The organism is Actinosynnema sp. NPDC053489, assembly GCF_044544865.1.
Classification (GTDB): domain Bacteria; phylum Actinomycetota; class Actinomycetes; order Mycobacteriales; family Pseudonocardiaceae; genus Actinosynnema.
Genome location: NZ_JBITXT010000008.1, coordinates 101,582 through 118,701 on the forward strand (window position 1 = coordinate 101,582; position 17,120 = coordinate 118,701).

At 72.9% G+C, this 17,120-nt stretch carries 20 protein-coding genes; 19 read left to right on the top strand and 1 reads right to left on the bottom strand.

Going from position 1 to position 17,120, the window contains the following annotated elements:
* Positions 1–40 precede the first annotated feature (40 nt).
* The 19 genes from ffh (at position 41) to ACIGNX_RS20125 (ending at position 16,239) form a co-directional block, all read left to right on the top strand.
* Positions 41–1,576: a signal recognition particle protein gene (gene ffh, locus ACIGNX_RS20035; RefSeq protein ID WP_396542125.1), complete on the top strand. Its 1,536-nt coding sequence runs from the start codon at positions 41–43 to the stop codon at positions 1,574–1,576.
* Positions 1,573–2,649 (top strand): amidohydrolase family protein, encoded by a 1,077-nt coding sequence (locus tag ACIGNX_RS20040; RefSeq protein ID WP_396542127.1) that lies wholly within the window; start codon positions 1,573–1,575, stop codon positions 2,647–2,649. Before ffh ends, ACIGNX_RS20040 begins: the two co-directional genes overlap by 4 nt.
* Positions 2,650–2,785: 136 nt before the next feature.
* Complete coding sequence (locus tag ACIGNX_RS20045) at positions 2,786–3,496, top strand: lysostaphin resistance A-like protein (protein WP_396542129.1); 711 nt, start codon at positions 2,786–2,788, stop codon at positions 3,494–3,496.
* 9 nt (positions 3,497–3,505) lie between these two features.
* A complete protein-coding gene (locus tag ACIGNX_RS20050) occupies positions 3,506–4,288 on the top strand; it encodes a lysostaphin resistance A-like protein (protein ID WP_396542131.1) in 783 nt (260 codons plus the stop codon).
* Between the two features lie 11 nt (positions 4,289–4,299).
* A complete protein-coding gene (locus ACIGNX_RS20055) occupies positions 4,300–5,052 on the top strand; it encodes a LamB/YcsF family protein (protein WP_396542459.1) in 753 nt (250 codons plus the stop codon).
* 153 nt (positions 5,053–5,205) lie between these two features.
* On the top strand, positions 5,206–5,658 hold the full coding sequence (gene rpsP, locus ACIGNX_RS20060) for a 30S ribosomal protein S16 (protein ID WP_396542133.1): 453 nt from the start codon (positions 5,206–5,208) through the stop codon (positions 5,656–5,658).
* On the top strand, positions 5,655–5,894 hold the full coding sequence (locus ACIGNX_RS20065) for an RNA-binding protein (RefSeq protein WP_015104447.1): 240 nt from the start codon (positions 5,655–5,657) through the stop codon (positions 5,892–5,894). The genes rpsP and ACIGNX_RS20065 overlap by 4 nt, the downstream gene beginning before the upstream one ends.
* A gap of 8 nt (positions 5,895–5,902) precedes the next feature.
* The gene (gene rimM / locus ACIGNX_RS20070; protein WP_396542135.1) at positions 5,903–6,421 is read left to right on the top strand and encodes a ribosome maturation factor RimM; all 519 of its coding nucleotides are present in this window, start codon (positions 5,903–5,905) and stop codon (positions 6,419–6,421) included.
* Positions 6,411–7,154, top strand: a complete 744-nt coding sequence (trmD, locus tag ACIGNX_RS20075) for a tRNA (guanosine(37)-N1)-methyltransferase TrmD (protein ID WP_396542137.1) — start codon at positions 6,411–6,413, stop codon at positions 7,152–7,154. The genes rimM and trmD overlap by 11 nt, the downstream gene beginning before the upstream one ends.
* 169 nt (positions 7,155–7,323) lie before the next feature.
* The gene (gene rplS / locus ACIGNX_RS20080; RefSeq protein ID WP_073896548.1) at positions 7,324–7,683 is read left to right on the top strand and encodes a 50S ribosomal protein L19; all 360 of its coding nucleotides are present in this window, start codon (positions 7,324–7,326) and stop codon (positions 7,681–7,683) included.
* A gap of 35 nt (positions 7,684–7,718) precedes the next feature.
* The gene (gene lepB, locus ACIGNX_RS20085) at positions 7,719–8,621 is read left to right on the top strand and encodes a signal peptidase I (protein ID WP_396542139.1); all 903 of its coding nucleotides are present in this window, start codon (positions 7,719–7,721) and stop codon (positions 8,619–8,621) included.
* A 16-nt stretch (positions 8,622–8,637) separates the two neighbouring features.
* Positions 8,638–9,540, top strand: a complete 903-nt coding sequence (gene lepB / locus ACIGNX_RS20090) for a signal peptidase I (protein ID WP_396542141.1) — start codon at positions 8,638–8,640, stop codon at positions 9,538–9,540.
* A 9-nt stretch (positions 9,541–9,549) separates the two neighbouring features.
* The gene (locus ACIGNX_RS20095) at positions 9,550–10,344 is read left to right on the top strand and encodes a ribonuclease HII (protein WP_396542143.1); all 795 of its coding nucleotides are present in this window, start codon (positions 9,550–9,552) and stop codon (positions 10,342–10,344) included.
* Positions 10,344–10,667: a DUF2469 domain-containing protein gene (locus ACIGNX_RS20100; protein ID WP_015104440.1), complete on the top strand. Its 324-nt coding sequence runs from the start codon at positions 10,344–10,346 to the stop codon at positions 10,665–10,667. The genes ACIGNX_RS20095 and ACIGNX_RS20100 overlap by 1 nt, the downstream gene beginning before the upstream one ends.
* Positions 10,668–10,862: 195 nt before the next feature.
* Complete coding sequence (locus ACIGNX_RS20105; RefSeq protein ID WP_396542145.1) at positions 10,863–11,216, top strand: YraN family protein; 354 nt, start codon at positions 10,863–10,865, stop codon at positions 11,214–11,216.
* Positions 11,216–12,727 carry a YifB family Mg chelatase-like AAA ATPase gene (locus ACIGNX_RS20110; RefSeq protein WP_396542147.1) on the top strand — a complete coding sequence of 504 codons (1,512 nt, stop codon included), beginning with the start codon at positions 11,216–11,218 and terminating at the stop codon, positions 12,725–12,727. Before ACIGNX_RS20105 ends, ACIGNX_RS20110 begins: the two co-directional genes overlap by 1 nt.
* A gap of 382 nt (positions 12,728–13,109) precedes the next feature.
* Positions 13,110–14,258, top strand: a complete 1,149-nt coding sequence (dprA, locus tag ACIGNX_RS20115; protein WP_396542149.1) for a DNA-processing protein DprA — start codon at positions 13,110–13,112, stop codon at positions 14,256–14,258.
* Between the two features lie 33 nt (positions 14,259–14,291).
* The gene (locus tag ACIGNX_RS20120; protein ID WP_396542151.1) at positions 14,292–15,269 is read left to right on the top strand and encodes a tyrosine recombinase XerC; all 978 of its coding nucleotides are present in this window, start codon (positions 14,292–14,294) and stop codon (positions 15,267–15,269) included.
* Positions 15,244–16,239 carry a FliA/WhiG family RNA polymerase sigma factor gene (locus tag ACIGNX_RS20125; protein WP_396542153.1) on the top strand — a complete coding sequence of 332 codons (996 nt, stop codon included), beginning with the start codon at positions 15,244–15,246 and terminating at the stop codon, positions 16,237–16,239. The genes ACIGNX_RS20120 and ACIGNX_RS20125 overlap by 26 nt, the downstream gene beginning before the upstream one ends.
* Positions 16,240–16,260: 21 nt before the next feature.
* Here ACIGNX_RS20125 and ACIGNX_RS20130 read toward each other — a convergent pair whose 3' ends face one another.
* Positions 16,261–17,079 (bottom strand): M23 family metallopeptidase, encoded by an 819-nt coding sequence (locus tag ACIGNX_RS20130; protein WP_396542155.1) that lies wholly within the window; start codon positions 17,077–17,079, stop codon positions 16,261–16,263.
* Between the last annotated feature and the right edge of the window lie 41 nt (positions 17,080–17,120).

Consider the following 17,120-nt stretch of genomic DNA (forward strand, 5'->3'; position numbering starts at 1 on the left):
GGGAGGAACCCACCGACGACGTGCGAGGTCTGGCGGCACCGTGTTCAACACCCTTTCCGACCGGCTCACCTCGGTCCTGCAGAACCTGCGGGGCAAGGGGCGGCTGTCCGAGGCCGACATCGACGCGACCGCGCGCGAGATCCGGGTCGCGCTGCTGGAGGCCGACGTCGCGCTGCCCGTCGTGCGCACGTTCATCGCGAAGGTCAAGGAGCGCGCCAAGGGCGCCGAGGTCAGCCAGGCCCTGAACCCGGCCCAGCAGGTCGTCAAGATCGTCAACGAGGAGCTGGTCGGCATCCTCGGCGGGGAGACCCGCAGGCTGAACCTGGCCAAGAACCCGCCGAGCGTGATCATGCTCGCCGGCCTCCAGGGCGCGGGCAAGACGACCCTGGCGGGCAAGCTCGCCAGGTGGCTCAAGGGCCAGGGCCACACCCCGATCCTGGTGGCGTGCGACCTCCAGCGCCCCAACGCGGTCACGCAGTTGCAGGTGGTCGGCGAGCGGGCGGGCGTCCCCGTGTTCGCGCCCGAGCCCGGCAACGGCGTCGGCGACCCGGTCGACGTGGCCCGCAAGGGCATCGAGGAGGCCAAGCGGGCGCAGCACGACATCGTCGTGGTCGACACCGCGGGCCGCCTCGGCGTGGACGAGGAGATGATGCGCCAGGCCGTCGACATCCGCGCCGCCGTGCAGCCCGACGAGGTGCTGTTCGTGGTCGACGCGATGATCGGCCAGGACGCGGTGAACACCGCCACGGCGTTCCGCGACGGCGTCGGCTTCACCGGCGTGGTGCTCACCAAGCTCGACGGCGACGCCCGCGGTGGCGCGGCGCTCAGCGTCCGCGAGGTCACCGGCCAGCCGATCCTGTTCGCGTCGAACGGCGAGAAGCTCGAGGACTTCGACGTCTTCCACCCGGACCGGATGGCGAGCCGCATCCTGGGCATGGGTGACATGCTCACCCTGATCGAGCAGGCCGAGCAGGCGTTCGACGCCGAGCAGGCCGAGGCCGCCGCGGTCAAGATGGGGTCCGGCCAGCTCACGCTGGAGGACTTCCTGGAGCAGATGCTGGCCCTGCGCAAGATGGGGCCGATCGCGAACCTGCTCGGCATGCTCCCCGGCGCCGGCCAGATGAAGGACCAGCTGGCCAACCTGGACGAGAAGCACCTGGACCGGGTGCAGGCGATCATCCGCGGCATGACCCCGGCCGAGCGCGACGACCCCAAGATCATCAACGCGTCGCGCCGGCTGCGCATCGCCAACGGCTCGGGCGTCCGCGTCAGCGACGTGAACGACCTGGTCAACCGGTTCTTCGAAGCGCGCAAGATGATGAGCCAGATGGCCGGCCGCTTCGGCCTGCCCGGCGGTGGCGGCAAGAACAACCGCAAGGGCAAGGGGAAGAAGGGCAAGAAGGGCAAGGGCCGCGGCCCGACGCCGCCGAAGGTGCGCGGCGGGTTCCCCGGCATGCCCGGCATGGTGCCCGGGATGCCGACCCAGGGCGGCGGCCCCGCGCTGCCGCCCGGGCTGGGCGGCTTCGACCAGCTCCCGCCCGGCTTCGACCCGTCGAAGCTGAAGTTCGACAAGTGAGCGGCCTGCACCTGCGGGGCGTGGTCCTCCCCGACGGCGGCGAGCCCAGGGACCTCTGGGTGGTCAACGGGCGCATCCGCACCAACCCGGTGCCGGGCGCGACCACGGTCAGCGACGGCGGCTACCTCGTGCCCGGCCTGGTCGACGCGCACTGCCACGTCGGCCTGGGCCCGCGGGGCGTGGTCGACCTGCCCGAGGCGGTCGACCAGGCGCTGACCGACCGCCGCGCGGGCACGCTGCTCATCCGCGACTGCGGCTCGCCGCTGGACACGCGCCCGCTGCAGGAGCGCCTGGACCTGCCCCGGATCATCCGCGCGGGCAGGCACCTGGCCCGGCCCAAGCGGTACATCAAGTACCTGGGCGTCGAGATCGAGGACCCGGCCGACCTGCCCTCCGCCGTGGCCGAGCAGGTCGCCGCCGGCGACGGCTGGGTGAAGCTGGTCGGCGACTGGATCGACCGCGGCACCGGCGACCTCGCGCCGCTGTGGACCGCCGACGCGCTGACCGAGGCGATCAAGGTCGCCCACGAGAACAAGGCCAGGGTCACCGCGCACGTCTTCGGCGAGGACGCCCTGCCGGCGCTGCTGGACGCCGGGATCGACTGCATCGAGCACGGCACGGGCCTGACCGACGACACGATCGACCGGATGGCCCGCGCCGGTACCGCGCTCGTGCCGACGCTGATCAACATCGAGAACTTCCCGTCGATCGCGGCCGGCGCGGACAAGTACCCGGCCTACCAGAGCCACATGCGGCACCTGCACGCCCGCAACGCCGAGACCATCGCCAAGGCGGTCGAGGCGGGGGTGCCGGTGTACGCGGGCACGGACGCCGGCGGCGGCATCGAGCACGGCCGGATCGTGGACGAGGTCAAGGCGCTGCACGGCGTCGGCATGACCCCGGTCCAGGCCCTGGGCGCCGCGTCGTGGGCCGCGCGCGAGTGGCTGGGGTTCCCGTCGCTCACCGAGGGCGCGGCGGCCGACGTGGTGGTCTACGACGCCGACCCGCGCGAGGACCTCGACGCCCTGCGCCACCCGAAGCTGGTGATGTTGCGCGGGCGGATCCACTCCTGACCGGCGTGGGAATTCCGTGACAACGCCCTCTGACGTGGAGTTCTTCCGCCACCCGAGGTGAGTTCTGCGGCCGTCAGGGTGATCTTGAACCGCCTCGGTCGGCACACCGCCCCACCGGACCACTACGTTCGGACGAGTGGCGGAACAGCAGGACCGGGACACCGGCCGGGCGCACTGGGGCTTCCTGGCGTTCTTCGCGGGCCTGGGCGGCTACCACCTCGCGGTCCTGGTCTTCACCGCGGCCACGGCCGACCGCTTCGCCGAGGTCGACGTCACCGACCCGCCCGTCCTCGGGCCGCTCCTGCTGCTCGTCTTCCTGCCCAACGTGCTGCTGGGCCTCGGTCCCGTCGTCGTGTCGTGGCGCCGGGGCGACGGGCCGGACAAGGACTTCGGCCTGGTGCCCACGGCCCGCGACGTCAAGGTCGGCCTGGCCGCGGGCGGGGCGGCGCTGCTGGCGGCGTGGCTCCTCGGGGCGTTGCTGCTGCGCATCAACCCGGACCGCACCAGCTCGCTCAACCGGATCGGGGAGCTGGCCGGCGGCCGCACGGTCTGGCTGGCCGCCGCGGCGCTGTTCGTCTTCCTCGGCGCGCCGCTGACCGAGGAGCTGCTCACCAGGGGCGCGCTGTGGCAGGCGCTGGCCCACTACCGGGTGCCCAAGGTGGCGATCCTGGCCCTCACCGCCGTCGTCTTCGCGTTCCTGCACGAGGAGAGCTGGCGCGTGCTCAGCCTGTTCGCCCAGGGGCTCGCCATCGGCGCCGCGCGCATGACCACCGGCCGGGTGGCCGCCAGCGTGGTGGCCCACGCCACCAACAACCTGCTGCCCGCCGTGTACCTGTACACCGGCTGACTAGGGTGGATGGCTGTGACACGACCGGATGAACCACCGCCGAGCCTGATCGCCAGCGTCCGGGCGGTCGGTCGCGAGCCGGAACCGGTGCACGCGGGCCAGCGGTGGGGCTTCGGCGCGTTCCTGCTGGTCGAGGCGGTCTTCATCCTCAGCGCGGTGTTCATCACCGCCGTGGCCCGCACGTCGGGCACGGACATCGGCTCCTCGGTGAGCTTCGTGCTGGTCGGCTCGATGGTGCCGACGGTGCTGGCCGCGGCGGTCGCCGTCACCATCACCTGCGTGCGCGGCAACGGGCCGTTCCGCGACCTGCGGCTGGCCTGGAACTGGGCGGACGTCAAGGTCGGCCTCAAGCTCGGCGCGCTCGGGCTCGTGCTCACCTACGTGGCCGCGGTGATCTGGGCGCGGGTCGTCGGCGACAAGAACGCCACCTCGGCGATCGGCGAGCTGGTCGACGGCTCGGCGCTGCCCCCGGGCGCGGCCGTGGCGATGTTCCTCTACGTGTGCTTCCTCGGCCCGGTGTGCGAGGAGGTGATCTACCGCGGGCTGCTGTGGGGCGCGATCGAGCGGCAGCGCTGGAGCCGGTGGGCGGCCTTCGTGCTCACCACGCTGATCTTCGCGGCCGGCCACCTGGAACCGCTGCGGACCTCGCTGCTGATCGTCATCGCCCTGCCCATCGGCATCGCCCGCCTGATCACCCGCAGGCTCACCGCCAGCGTGGTCGCCCACGTGGTCAACAACTTCCTGCCCGGCCTGACCCTCCTCCTCGTCTCGATCGGGGTGATGCCCGCGTGACCGACCGCGCGATGGACCTCAACAGCGACCTCGGCGAGGGCTTCGGCATCTGGCGCCTGGGCGACGACGAAGCCCTGCTCGACGTGGTGACCAGCGCGAACGTGGCGTGCGGCTTCCACGCGGGCGACCCCTCGACCATGCGGCGGGTCTGCCTGCGGGCGGCCGGCGCGGGCGTCGCCGTCGGCGCCCAGGTGTCCTACCGCGACCTGGCGGGCTTCGGCCGCCGGTTCATCGACGCCGACCCGGCCGAGCTGGCCGACGAGGTGCTCTACCAGATCGGTGCGCTGGACGCGTGCGCCAAGGCGGCCGGGACGTCCGTCGAGTACGTGAAGCCGCACGGCGCGCTCTACAACGCCACCGTGCACCACGACCGGCAGGCGCGCGCCGTGGTGGAGGGCGTCAAGGCGTTCGGCGACCTGCCCGTGCTCGGGCTGCCCGGCTCGCGCCTGCTGCACCACGCCGAGCGCGCGGGCCTGCGCCCGGTCCGGGAGGCGTTCGCCGACCGGGCGTACACGCCCGAGGCGACCCTGGTGCCGCGCACCGAGCCGAACGCCGTGCTGACCGGCGCCGACGCGGTCGTCGCGCAGGTGCTGCGGCTCGCCGAGCGGGGCGAGCTGGTCGCCGTGGACGGCTCGGTCGTCGCGGCGGAGGTCGACTCGATCTGCCTGCACGGCGACACGCCCGGCGCGGTCGAGCACGCGAGGCGGGTCCGGGCGGCGCTGGAGGACGCCGGCGTCACCGTGGCCCGATTCGTGGTCCGGTAGACCGGTCTGGCAGAATGGTTGGTTGTTCGCCGAGGTCGGTCCCTCTCACCGTGCCATGGCGCCCCAGACACCTGGGCTTTCACCACCCGTGCCCCACTCGGGTGAGGACTGCCCGCACCTGAGCACACGAGAGCACGAGGAGCACCCACACCCGTGGCCGTCAAGATCAAGCTTCAGCGGCTTGGCAAGATCCGTCAGCCGTACTACCGGATCGTCGTCGCCGACGCCCGCACCCGCCGCAACGGCAAGGCCATCGAGACGATCGGCAAGTACCACCCGAAGGAAGAGCCGTCGTTCATCGCGGTGGACAGCGACCGCGCGCAGTACTGGCTGGGCGTCGGCGCGCAGCCGACCGAGTCGGTCCAGCGCCTGCTGGAGATCACCGGTGACTGGCAGAAGTTCAAGGGCCTCCCGGGCGCCGAGGGCACGCTGAAGGTCAAGGAGCAGAAGCCGAGCAAGGCGGACCTGTTCGCCGCCGCGCTGGCCGCCGCGGGCGACGCCCCGACGACCGAGGCGACGACCCCGAAGAAGAAGTCGGCCAAGAAGGACGACGCCAAGAAGGCCGACGCCGACGCCGCTCCCGAGGCTGCCAAGGACGAGGCGTGAGCTTGTTGGCTGACGCCCTCGAACACCTCGTTCGGGGCATCGTCGACCACCCGGACGACGTCCGGGTGAACCTGGTCACGACCCGCCGCGGTCGCACGCTCGAGGTGCACGTCCACCCGGACGACCTCGGCAAGGTGATCGGCCGCAGCGGTCGCACCGCGACCGCCCTGCGCACCGTGATGGCCGGTATCGGTGGTCGTGGCGTGCGCGTCGACGTGGTCGACACCGACCGCTGAACGCGCGCATGGACGTCGTCGTCGGCCGCGTGGCCAAGGTGCACGGGATCAGCGGCGAGCTGGCCGTCGACGTGCGCACGGACTCGCCCGAGGCCCGCTTCGCCACGGGCTCGGTGCTGTCGGCCAAGCTGCGCGACGGCACGTCGCGCAACCTCACCGTCGCAGCCGCCCGGAACCACTCCGGGCGGCTGCTGGTGCGTTTCGAGGAAGTGCTCACCCGCGACGTCGCCGAGACGCTGCGGGGCACGTTGCTGCTGGGCAGCACCGAGGACCTGCCGCCGACCGACGACCCGGACGAGTTCTACGACCACGAGCTGGAGGGGCTGACCGCCGAGCTGGCGGACGGCACGGTGGTCGGGACGGTGCTGGAGGTCGTCCACGGCCCCGGCGGCGACCTGCTGGTGGTCGCGCGCGAGGGCCGCGACGAGGTGCTGGTGCCGTTCGTGCGGGAGATCGTGCCCACCGTGGACGTGCCCGGCAGGCGCGTGGTGCTGGACCCGCCCGAGGGCCTGCTCGATGCGGATTGACGTCGTCACGATCTTCCCGGAGTACCTGGACCCGCTCCGCGCGGCCCTGCTGGGCAAGGCGATCGACAAGGGCCTGATCGGCATCGGCGTGCACGACCTGCGGGACTGGACGCACGACGTGCACAAGGCCGTGGACGACAGCCCGTACGGCGGCGGTCCCGGCATGGTGATGAAGCCGCAGGTGTGGGGCGAGGCGCTGGACGAGGTCTGCACGCCGAAGACCCGCCTGATCGTGCCCACGCCGGCCGGTCGGCCGTTCACCCAGGCGGTGGCGCACGACCTGGCCGCCGAGGAGCACCTGGTCTTCGCGTGCGGCCGGTACGAGGGCATCGACCAGCGGGTCGTGGACGACGCGTCGCGCCGCATGCGCGTGGACGAGGTCTCCATCGGCGACTACGTGCTGGTCGGGGGCGAGGTGGCGGTGCTGGTCGTGGTCGAGGCCGTGGTCCGCCTGCTGCCCGGCGTGCTGGGCAACCCGAAGTCGGCCGCCGAGGACTCGTTCTCCGACGGGCTGCTGGAGGGCCCCAGCTACACCCGGCCCGAGGTGTGGCGCGACCTGGCCGTGCCGGAGGTCCTGCGCTCGGGCAACCACCGCGCGATCGACCGCTGGCGGCGCGACCAGTCGCTGCGTCGCACCCGCGAGCGCCGCCCCGAGCTGCTCGACGCGCTGCCCGAGGGCGCGCTCGACAAGCACGACCGCGCGCTGCTCGCCGAGCTCGACCAGGAGCGCTAGCCAGGGTCGATTTCGTCCCGCCGCCCCTCGTCTGGCACACTGGACAGGTTGCTGCACCCGGTTCTACTCATCCGGCGTGCGCTAGGCCCGCCCCCGCGCGTGTGTGACATGAGTTCGGCCGCGCCCCGGGGGAGTACGCAATACACGTGAGGACGAGGACGGACCACCGATGAACACCCTGGACGCTCTTGACGCCCAGTCGCTGCGCTCCGACATCCCCAGCTTCCGGCCGGGCGACACGCTGAAGGTCCACGTCCGCGTCATCGAGGGCTCCCGCGAGCGGGTCCAGGTGTTCCAGGGCGTCGTGATCCGCCGCCAGGGCGGCGGCATCCGCGAGACCTTCACCGTCCGCAAGGTCTCGTTCGGCGTGGGCGTCGAGCGCACCTTCCCGGTGCACTCCCCGAACATCGCCGAGATCGAGGTCGCCTCCCGCGGTGACGTCCGCCGGGCGAAGCTGTACTACCTCCGCGACCTGCGCGGCAAGGCCGCCAAGATCAAGGAGAAGCGCGAGGCGAAGCCGGCCTCCTGACGCCGGGCACACGCGGACGCAGTAGCCTGCGTCACGTGGCAGATCCCGTGCACCGCTCCGCTGACGAAGACGGTCAGGATCCCGCAGTCGAGTCCACTCCGGACTCGGCTGCGGGCGGCAAGTCGAAGAAGGACAAGAAGAAGCCCCCGCTCTGGCGCGAGCTGCTCGTGCTCGGCGCGACGGCCCTCGTCCTCACCGTGCTGATCCAGACGTTCCTCGCGCGGGTGTACGTCATCCCGTCGCAGTCGATGGAGCAGACGCTGCACGGCTGCCCCGGGTGCAACAACGACCGGGTGCTGGTCGACAAGCTCGTCTACGACTTCACCGACATCGAGCCCGGCGAGGTCGTCGTCTTCCGCGGCCCCGAGACCTGGGGCAACAACGACTTCACCTCCAGCCGCTCGGACAACCCGGTCGTGGCGGGCATCCAGTCGGTCGCCTCGCTGATCGGGCTCGCGCCGCCGGACGAGCGCGACTTCGTCAAGCGCGTGATCGCGGTCGGCGGCCAGACCGTCGAGTGCTGCGACGAGCAGCACCGGGTGAAGGTCGACGGCAAGCCGCTGGACGAGCCGTACATCTACTGGCAGCCCGGCACGTCGCCGGAGAACCACGACCCGTTCGAGCCGGTCAAGGTCCCTGAGGGCTCCCTCTGGGTGATGGGTGACAACCGCACGAACTCCACCGACTCCCGCAAGCAGGGGGGCGGCGGCCTGGCGGGCACCGTGCCGGAGGAGAACGTCATCGGCAAGGCGCGGGTCATCGTGCTGCCGCCGTCCCGCTGGCAGGGCATCGGCGACCACAACCCGCAGGCCGTGGCGCTCGGCGCGCCCGCGTGGCAGAGCGCCGTCCCGGCGGGCGCCGGGCTGGCCGCCGCGTGGCCGCTGGTCTTCTTCGGCCGCCGGTTGCGCAGGCGGTTGACCAGGGCCTCACAGGTCTGATCGGTACGCTGACGAGGTGGTAGACGTCGCATCGTCGCGCGGGTCCTCCGACGAGGGGGAACCGGAGCACGAGGAGAAGGTCCGGCGCTGGCGTGCCCGCACGCGCAAGACGACCAAGCGCAAGGGCTCGTTCTGGAAAGAGCTGCCGATCCTGATCGGGGTCGCGGTGGTGCTCGCGGTGCTGATCCAGTCGTTCCTGGCGAAGGTCTACATGATCCCGTCGGAGTCGATGGAGCAGACGCTGCACGGCTGCTCCGGCGGCTGCTTCGGCGACCGGGTGCTGGTCGACAAGCTGACCTACGACTTCACCGACCCCTCGCCCGGTGACGTGGTCGTCTTCCACGGCCCCGACACGTGGATCAACCAGGACTTCGTGGCGGCCGAGCCGACGAACCCGGTGGCCAAGGCGCTGCGGGGGCTCGGGTCGCTGATGGGGTTCCCCGCGCCGAACGAGGAGGACTTCGTCAAGCGGGTGATCGCGGTGGGCGGGCAGACCGTCCGGTGCTGCGACGACCGCAACCGGGTCGAGGTCGACGGCAAGCCGCTGGACGAGCCGTACGTGTACTGGGCCCCGGGCCGCAGCACGGTGCAGGAGTCGTTCGCCGAGCTGAAGATCCCCGAGGGCTACCTGTTCGTGCTGGGTGACAACCGCAACGACTCGTGCGACTCGCGGTGCCAGGGCGACGGCCGCGAGGGCGGTCTCGTGCCGGTGGGCAACGTGGTCGGCAAGGCCCGGGTCGTCGTGCTGCCGCCGTCCCGCTGGCAGGGGGTGGGCGACCACAACCCGCAGGTCGTGGCCATCGGGGCACCCGCCTGGCAGGACGCCCTGCCCGCCGGGGTCGGCTTCGCGGCCGCGTGGCCGTTGCTGCTGGTGGGCAGGCGGGTGAGGGCCCGGTTCCGTGGCTCGCGGCTGAGATAGGGTCGAGGGGTGATCCGCAAGCCGCCCCGCGTCCAGGTTCGGCAGACCGCGGGCATCTGGGCCTTCGAGGCCGCGCTGGACCGGCGCGGCTTCGGCCCGGTGGCCGGCGTGGACGAGGCCGGTCGCGGCGCCTGCGCGGGACCGCTGGTCGTGGCGTCGTGCGTGCTCAAGCCGGGTGACGCGGCGAAGTTCGACGGGCTCACCGACTCGAAGCTGCTCACGGCCGCGGCGCGGGACCGGATGTACGACCTGGTGCTCAAGCGCGCGCTGGACTACTCGGTGGTCGTCATCCCGAGCGCCGAGGTCGACCTGATCGGCGTGCACGTGGCGAACATCGAGGGCATGCGGCGCGCTGTCGCCCAATTGGGTGCACATCCGGGCTACGTGCTCACCGACGGCTTCCCCGTGCCCGGCCTGACCGCGCCGAACACGCCGGTGGTCAAGGGCGACCGGGTCGCGGCGTGCGTCGCGGCGGCGTCCGTGCTGGCCAAGGTCACCCGGGACCGGATCATGACCGGCCTGCACGAGGAGCTGCCCGTCTACGGGTTCGACGTCCACAAGGGCTACAGCACGCCCGAGCACACCGCGGCGCTCGCGGAGCACGGCCCGAGTGCGCAACACCGCTGGTCGTATGCGAACGTGGCCGCCGCGGCGCGACGGCACGGGCTGGAACCGCCGCACCGGGTGGCGCGCGGCGTGGTCGCCGCCGCCGTGGTCCAGAATGGGACAACCCCGCAGACCAGCGGTGGCAGGCTCGCGACGAGGAGGGGCGCGGATTCGATGATTACCCGCGCGGAGGCGTAATGAGTGCAGAGGATCTCGAGAAGTACGAGACCGAGATGGAGTTGTCGCTGTACAAGGAGTACCGCGACATCGTCAGCCAGTTCTCGTTCGTCGTGGAGACCGAGCGGCGGTTCTACCTGGCCAACTCGGTGGACGTGCAGGTCCGCAACGCGGACGGCGAGGTCTACTTCGAGGTGCGGATGTCGGACGCGTGGGTGTGGGACATGTACCGCCCGGCCCGGTTCGTGAAGAACGTCCGCGTCATCACGTTCAAGGACGTCAACGTCGAAGAACTGGACAAACCGGACCTCAGGCTGCCCGAGGACGGTCCGTTCAACTCCTGACACCCGCAAAGTCGCAGGGGCTCGCCCGAGGGGGCGGGCCCCTTTGCGCGTGCCGGGCCATACCACGCGGCACCGACATCTCCCCGCGCTCCGTCCACAGCGCCTGAAGTTGTCCACATTCGGCGAACCGCCCCTCGCCGGCCCCGCGCCACCTCGGCAAGGTCGAACCGAAGACCGGACGCGGAGGAGCGGGACATGAGCACGGCAACCGACCTGGGCAGGCGTGGCGAGGACGCGGCGTGCCGCTACCTGGAGCACCGGGGTTTGTCGATCCTGGCGCGCAACTGGCGGTGCGACGACGGCGAGCTGGACGTGGTGGCCACCGACGGCACGCGGCTCGTGGTGGTCGAGGTGAAGTGCCGCTCGGGCACGTCCAGGGGCACGCCGCTGGAGGCCGTGACGCCGGAGAAGCTGGAGCGGGTCCGCAGGTCGGCCCTGCGGTGGCTGAGCGCCAACCGGATCGGCCGGGTGGAGGTCCGCTTCGACGTGATCGCGATCGAGTGGCCGGCCGGGGGCAGGGTCCGGCTGCACCACCTGCGGGGTGTGTGATGGCGCTCGCGCGGACGTGGTCGGTGGCGTTGTTCGGCGTGGACGGCGTGCCGGTGGAGATCGAGGCCGACGTCGGGGTCGGCGCGGTGAGGACGCAGCTCCTCGGGCTGCCGGACGCGGCCCTGCACGAGTCGAAGGACCGCGTGAAGGCGGCGGTGCGCAACAGCGGGCACGACTGGCCGTCCCAGCGGGTGACCCTGGGCCTGTCGCCGGCCACGCTGCCGAAGAACGGCTCGGGCTACGACCTGGCGATCGCGTGCGTCGTGCTGGCCGCCGCCAGGAGCGTCCCGGGTGATCGCCTGGCGGGCACCGTGCTGCTGGGGGAGCTGGCGCTGGACGGCCGGGTGCGCGCGGTGCGCGGCGTGCTGCCGGCGTTGCTGGCGGCGAAGCGGGCGGGGTTGCGGGAGGCGGTCGTCCCGGTGGACGTGCTGCCCGAGGCGGCGCTGGTCGAGGGCATGGCGGTGCGGGGCGCGACCACGCTCGCCGACGTCCTGTCGTGGCTGACGGGCGAGGGTGCGCTCCAGCAGGCCGTGCCGCCGCCGATCGCGCCGCCGCCGGGCGGACCGGACCTGGCGGACGTCCTCGGCCAGCCGGAGGCGAGGTGGGCGCTGGAGGTGGCGGCGGCGGGCGGCCACCACCTCCTGCTGACCGGGCCGCCCGGCACGGGCAAGACCATGCTGGCGCAACGCCTGGCCGGCCTCCTGCCGCCGTTGTCGCCGGAGGAGGCGCTGGGCGTCACGGCGGTGCACTCGATCGCGGGCCTGCTGACCCCGGGCTCGCCGCTGGTGTCCACGCCGCCGTTCGTCTCGCTGCACCACTCGACGTCGGCGGTGGCGTTGATCGGAGGGGGCACCGGCACGGCGAAGCCGGGCGCGATGAGCCGCGCCCACCGGGGCGTGCTGTTCCTCGACGAGGCGCGGGAGTTCGGCGCGGCGAAGCTGGAGGCCCTGCGCACCGCGTTGGAGGAGGGGGAGGTGCGCCTGGCGAGGCGTGACGGCATCGCCCGGTATCCGGCGCGGTTCCAGCTGGTCCTGGCCACCAACCCGTGCCCGTGCGCCCCGCCGAAGGACATCGACTGCGTGTGCCTGCCGGCGGCGCGCAGGCGTTACGAGAGCAAGCTGTCGGGTCCCCTCCTGGACCGCGTGGACCTGCGGGTCGTGATGCGCCCGCTGACCGCCATGAGCGGCGTGGACCTGTCCCCGCCGGAGCCGAGCGCGGCGGTGCGCGAGCGCGTCCACAAGGCGAGGACGCGGGCGGCGGAACGGTGGTCGGCCCACGGCTGGTTGACGAACGCCGAGGTTCCCGGCCCCGCCCTCCGGCGGGAGTTCGCCCTGCCCAGGCACGCGACCAAGGTGCTGGACCGGGCCCTGACGACGGGGGCGCTGACGGGCCGGGGCGCGGACCGGTGCCTCCGCGTCGCCTGGACCCTCGCCGACCTGGCCGAAGAGGCCCAACCCACCCCCGACCACGTGGCAGCCGCCCTGGAGTTCCGAGAGCGCAGGACATCATGACCACCCCGACCCCACCCGAGCGCAGGTCCCGCACCCAGCCTCACCGCATCCCATCAGCCCTCACCCCGCCGGGACCGGCGGTCGCCCCGGCAACCGGCGACCCACTCCAACCCGCACGGGTCCGCGCCTCTCGCCCGCCGTTCGGCGGGCCGGCACCACTGCCGACCCCCGGCCCACCCGCCACCGTGCCGCCCGCGGCGGGCCCGCCACGCCCCGCCTCGTCGGCACCGCTGGTGCTCGGCCCGGCCACAGCGGCTGCGCCGGACCCGGTCCCGACGCTCGACCCGCCTCCCGTCACCACCGGCGAAGCGGTCCGTGCGAGGGGCACCGGGGTGGGGGAGACGGTCCTGTCCCGCGATCCGGGCGAGTGGTGGCGGTGGGCATGAGCTCCGACGAGATCCGGTTGGCGCGGGCGTACCTGTCGCGGGTGGCCGAACCGCCGGCGGCGGCGCTGGTCCGGTTCGTCGCCCAGGTCGGGGCGGTGCGGGCGGCCAAGGCGGTCCGTTCCGGGGAGGTCCCGCCCGCCGTCGACAGCGAGACGTCCGCGCGGCGGGCGGTGGACCGGGCGCAGGAGGACCTGGAGGCCGCCGCGAAGGTCGGCGGGCGGCTGCTGGTCCCCGAGGACGACGAGTGGCCGCGGTGGCCCCTGAACGCGTTGGCCATCGCCGCCGCCAACAACCTGCGGTGCGGGGTGGAGCCGTTGGCGCTGTGGGTGCGCGGTGCGGCGAACCTGGCCGAGGTCACCCGACGGGCGGTCGCGGTGGTCGGTTCCCGGGCCGCCTCCGGGTACGGGCAGCACGTCGCCGGCGAGTTCGGGTTCGGGCTGGCCGAGGCGGGGGTCACGGTCGTGTCCGGTGCGGCCTACGGCATCGACGGCGCCGCCCACCGGGGTTCCGTGACGGCCGGTGGGCCCACGATCGCCGTGCTGGCCTGCGGCATCGACGTCGCCTACCCCGCGGGCCACCGGGCCCTGCTGGAGCGCATCCCCGGCCACGGCCTGGTGGTGAGCGAGTACCCGCCGACGCACACGCCCGCGCGCCACCGGTTCCTCACCCGCAACCGGCTCATCGCGGCGCTCGCCGAGGGCACGGTGGTCGTCGAGGCGGGCAGGCGCAGCGGTGCGAAGAACACCGCGGCGTCGACGGCCGCGCTCGGTCGGGTGCTCATGGCGGTGCCCGGGCCGATCACCTCGATCAGCTCGTCGGGCTGCCACGAGCTGCTGCGCTCCGGGATGGCGCTGCCGGTTACCAGCGTGCCGGAGATCGTCGAGTCGACCGGGCGGCTCGGGGTCGACCTGGTCGAAGCCAACCGGAGCACCGACACCGGACCGCCGCAGGGCGACGCGATGCGGGTCTTCGAAGCACTCGGCCTCACCGCCGGGCACAGCCCGGAGGCGATCTCGGTGGAATCCGGCGTGGAACTCGCACGGGTGCGCGCATTGCTCCCACAATTGGAACTGGCCAGTCTCGCGGAACGCGTGGAAAGTGGTTGGAAGCGCTCCCAGAACGGGGATTGGCGTGGCGATACTTGACCAAGAGCGCTTGAGGGCGCAGCGTCAGGGGCTATGTCCCCGCCGCCGCCCGCTCGGACACGTCGCGTCGACCTCGTTCGCCTGCGTCGCGCGCTCCCCGCGGATGTCGGGGCGGCCCTGGACCGCTATGAACGGCACCTCGCTATGGAACGCGGGCTGTCACCGCACACGGTGCGCGCCTACCTCGGCGACGTGGTCGCCCTGCTGGTCCACTTAGCCGGCGGCACGCCCGAGAACGCCACCGTGGAAGCGGTGGACCTGGCCGGCCTCCGGTCGTGGCTCGCTTCCCAGCACTCCGCCGGCGCCGGCCGGACCACGATGGCCAGGCGTGCCGCGTCCGCCCGCACGTTCACCGCCTGGGCCTTCCGCACCGGCCTGCTCGCCGCCGACCCGGGCCCGCGGTTGTCCGCACCCCGCCCCCACCGCACCCTGCCCGCGGTGCTGCGCCCCGACCAGGCGGGCGCGGCCTTGGCGGCCGCCGGGGCCGGGGCAGAACAAGGTGATCCGGTTGCGCTGCGTGACCAAGCCGTGGTGGAGTTGCTGTACGCGACGGGTGTCCGGGTCGCCGAGTTGTGCGGTCTCGACCTCGACGACGTGGACTACTCCCAAAGGGTGATTCGAGTTCTGGGCAAGGGTGGTCGTGAGCGCACCGTGCCGTTCGGCGTCCCGGCCGAACGGGCGGTACGGCGCTGGGTGGAACAAGGACGATCCGCCCTGGTCAACGACCGTTCACAGCGTGCGCTGCTGCTCGGTGCGCGTGGCGGTCGGCTCGATCCGCGTACCGCGAGGAAGATCGTCCACGACGTAGTGGGTGCGGTACCCGAGACGGTCGACGTCGGCCCCCACGGCCTACGCCACTCCGCGGCCACGCACCTGTTGGAAGGGGGAGCGGACCTGCGCACCGTCCAAGAGCTTCTTGGTCACGCTACGCTCGCAACGACTCAGCTCTACACACACGTCACCGTCGAACGGCTGAAGGCGATCCATGACCGAACCCACCCCCGCTCCTGACGTCGCAGGGGGAGGTTCGCGGACCGCAACCGTGACCTCTCCCTCCGCCGCGCACGTCGGGACCTCGTCGGCGGCGCGCACCGCGACTGGGACGAACGGTCACCACGTCGACGGCGCGACGCCGCGCGCGAACGGGCACGCGACGCCCGCGGCCGGCAGACCGGCGCACGCCGCGTCCGAGTCGCGCACCGCCGATGACGTGGAAGCCGGGATCATCGCGCTCTGGCACACCTACGGGCAGTCGCGGCAGCAGGGACTGCGCGACCGGCTGGTGCTGCACTACGCGCCGCTGGTGAAGTACGTCGCCGGCCGGGTCGGCACCGGTCTGCCCGCGCACGTCGACGTGGCGGACCTGATCCAGTCCGGCATCTTCGGCCTGGTCGACGCGATCGAGAAGTTCGAGCCCGAGCGCGGCCTGAAGTTCGAGACCTACGCGATGCAGCGCATCCGCGGCGCGATCCTCGACGACCTCCGCTCGCAGGACTGGGTGCCGCGCTCGGTCCGCAGCCGCGCCCGCGACGTCGAGCGCGCCTTGGAACGCCTCGGCGGCCGCCTCCAGCGCACCCCGACCGACCGCGAGCTGGCCGCCGAGCTGAAGATCGGCCTCGGCGAGCTGCGCGAGCTGTACGCGCAGCTCCAGCTCACCAGCGTGGTCGCCCTGGACGAACTCATCGCCGCGGGTCGCAGCACCGGCGGGGCGGGCTCGTCGCTGGCCGAGTCGCTGCCCGACGAGGGCGCGGAGGACCCGATCGCCACCCTGGTCGACCAGGACAGCCGCCGCCAGCTCGCCGACGCGATCGCGCAACTCGCCGAACGGGACCGCGTCGTGGTCACCCTGTACTACTTCGAGAACCTGACGCTGGCCGAGATCGGCAAGGTCCTGGGCGTCACGGAGTCCCGCGTCTGCCAGCTGCACACCCGCGCGGTGCTGCGGCTGCGCACCAAGCTGAACGAACAGCCGGAGGGCTGACCCGCCGCCCCGACCGCGCACCTACCAGACCGAACTCGCCACGAAGCCTCCCCACCGGGGCCGCCCGAGGCTGCTGGACGACGCCTGTTCGACGGGTGGGGCGGGCGCACGGCGGGCGATGGTCAGGACGGGGCCGGAACGCGGGGCCACGCCGCGGCCGGCCCTTCGGCGCTGGTGATGCGCTGGGTCGAGGTCGCGCTGGTTGGGGTAGCGCTGGTTGGGGTTGGCGTTGGCTAGGGTTGGCGCGGGCTGCGGTGATGCCGGTTGGGGCGGCGTGGTGCGCGGAATGCGGGCCGGGTGGGCTCGGGGTGGCGTGATGGTGGAGGGGCTCGCGGGGTTGGTCGGGTGCGGCAGCAGGCGCAGGCGGGTGGGTGCCAGCAGGCGGAGCGGGTCGAGGTAGGTGCCGGGCGGTGGTGTGGGGCGGATGGCTCCCCAGTGCAGGCACGCGGTGGTGGGGCAGCCCTCGTGGCCGGCGGTGACGGTGCCTATCACGGTTCCCCGGCGGACCGGTTGGCCTCGGACGACGGCTGGCTCGACCGGTTCGTAGGTGGTGCGCAGGCCGCTCGCGTGGCGCAGTGACACGACCGCCCGGTCGGCGACCGGGCCCGCGTGCACGACCACCCCGTCGCCCGCCGCCAGGACCGGGGTGCCGGGGCTCGCCGCCACGTCCACCCCCCGGTGGCCCGGGGCGTACTCCGTCACCGGCCGGTCGAACGCCCGCACGACCTGGTGCGGCGGGGCGAGGGGCCAGGCGAAGCGGGACGCCCGGGCGCCGCTCGCCCACCCGGCCGGGGGCGGTGCCGCCAGCGCTGTCAAGGCCAGGACCAGCAGTGTTCGCATCGTGGGAGTCACGGGTTCAGCTTCCCGGCGGGCACCGGGGG

Coding starts and splice junctions, on each gene's coding strand:
- ACIGNX_RS20050 (WP_396542131.1), top strand. CDS start 3,506: ATGGCTGTGACACGACCGGATGAACCACCGCCGAGCCTGATCGCCAGC.
- ACIGNX_RS20055 (WP_396542459.1), top strand. CDS start 4,300: ATGGACCTCAACAGCGACCTCGGCGAGGGCTTCGGCATCTGGCGCCTG.
- rimM (WP_396542135.1), top strand. CDS start 5,903: ATGGACGTCGTCGTCGGCCGCGTGGCCAAGGTGCACGGGATCAGCGGC.
- trmD (WP_396542137.1), top strand. CDS start 6,411: ATGCGGATTGACGTCGTCACGATCTTCCCGGAGTACCTGGACCCGCTC.
- rplS (WP_073896548.1), top strand. CDS start 7,324: ATGAACACCCTGGACGCTCTTGACGCCCAGTCGCTGCGCTCCGACATC.
- ACIGNX_RS20100 (WP_015104440.1), top strand. CDS start 10,344: ATGAGTGCAGAGGATCTCGAGAAGTACGAGACCGAGATGGAGTTGTCG.
- ACIGNX_RS20105 (WP_396542145.1), top strand. CDS start 10,863: ATGAGCACGGCAACCGACCTGGGCAGGCGTGGCGAGGACGCGGCGTGC.
- ACIGNX_RS20110 (WP_396542147.1), top strand. CDS start 11,216: ATGGCGCTCGCGCGGACGTGGTCGGTGGCGTTGTTCGGCGTGGACGGC.
- dprA (WP_396542149.1), top strand. CDS start 13,110: ATGAGCTCCGACGAGATCCGGTTGGCGCGGGCGTACCTGTCGCGGGTG.
- ACIGNX_RS20120 (WP_396542151.1), top strand. CDS start 14,292: ATGTCCCCGCCGCCGCCCGCTCGGACACGTCGCGTCGACCTCGTTCGC.
- ACIGNX_RS20125 (WP_396542153.1), top strand. CDS start 15,244: ATGACCGAACCCACCCCCGCTCCTGACGTCGCAGGGGGAGGTTCGCGG.
- ACIGNX_RS20130 (WP_396542155.1), bottom strand. CDS start 17,079: ATGCGAACACTGCTGGTCCTGGCCTTGACAGCGCTGGCGGCACCGCCC.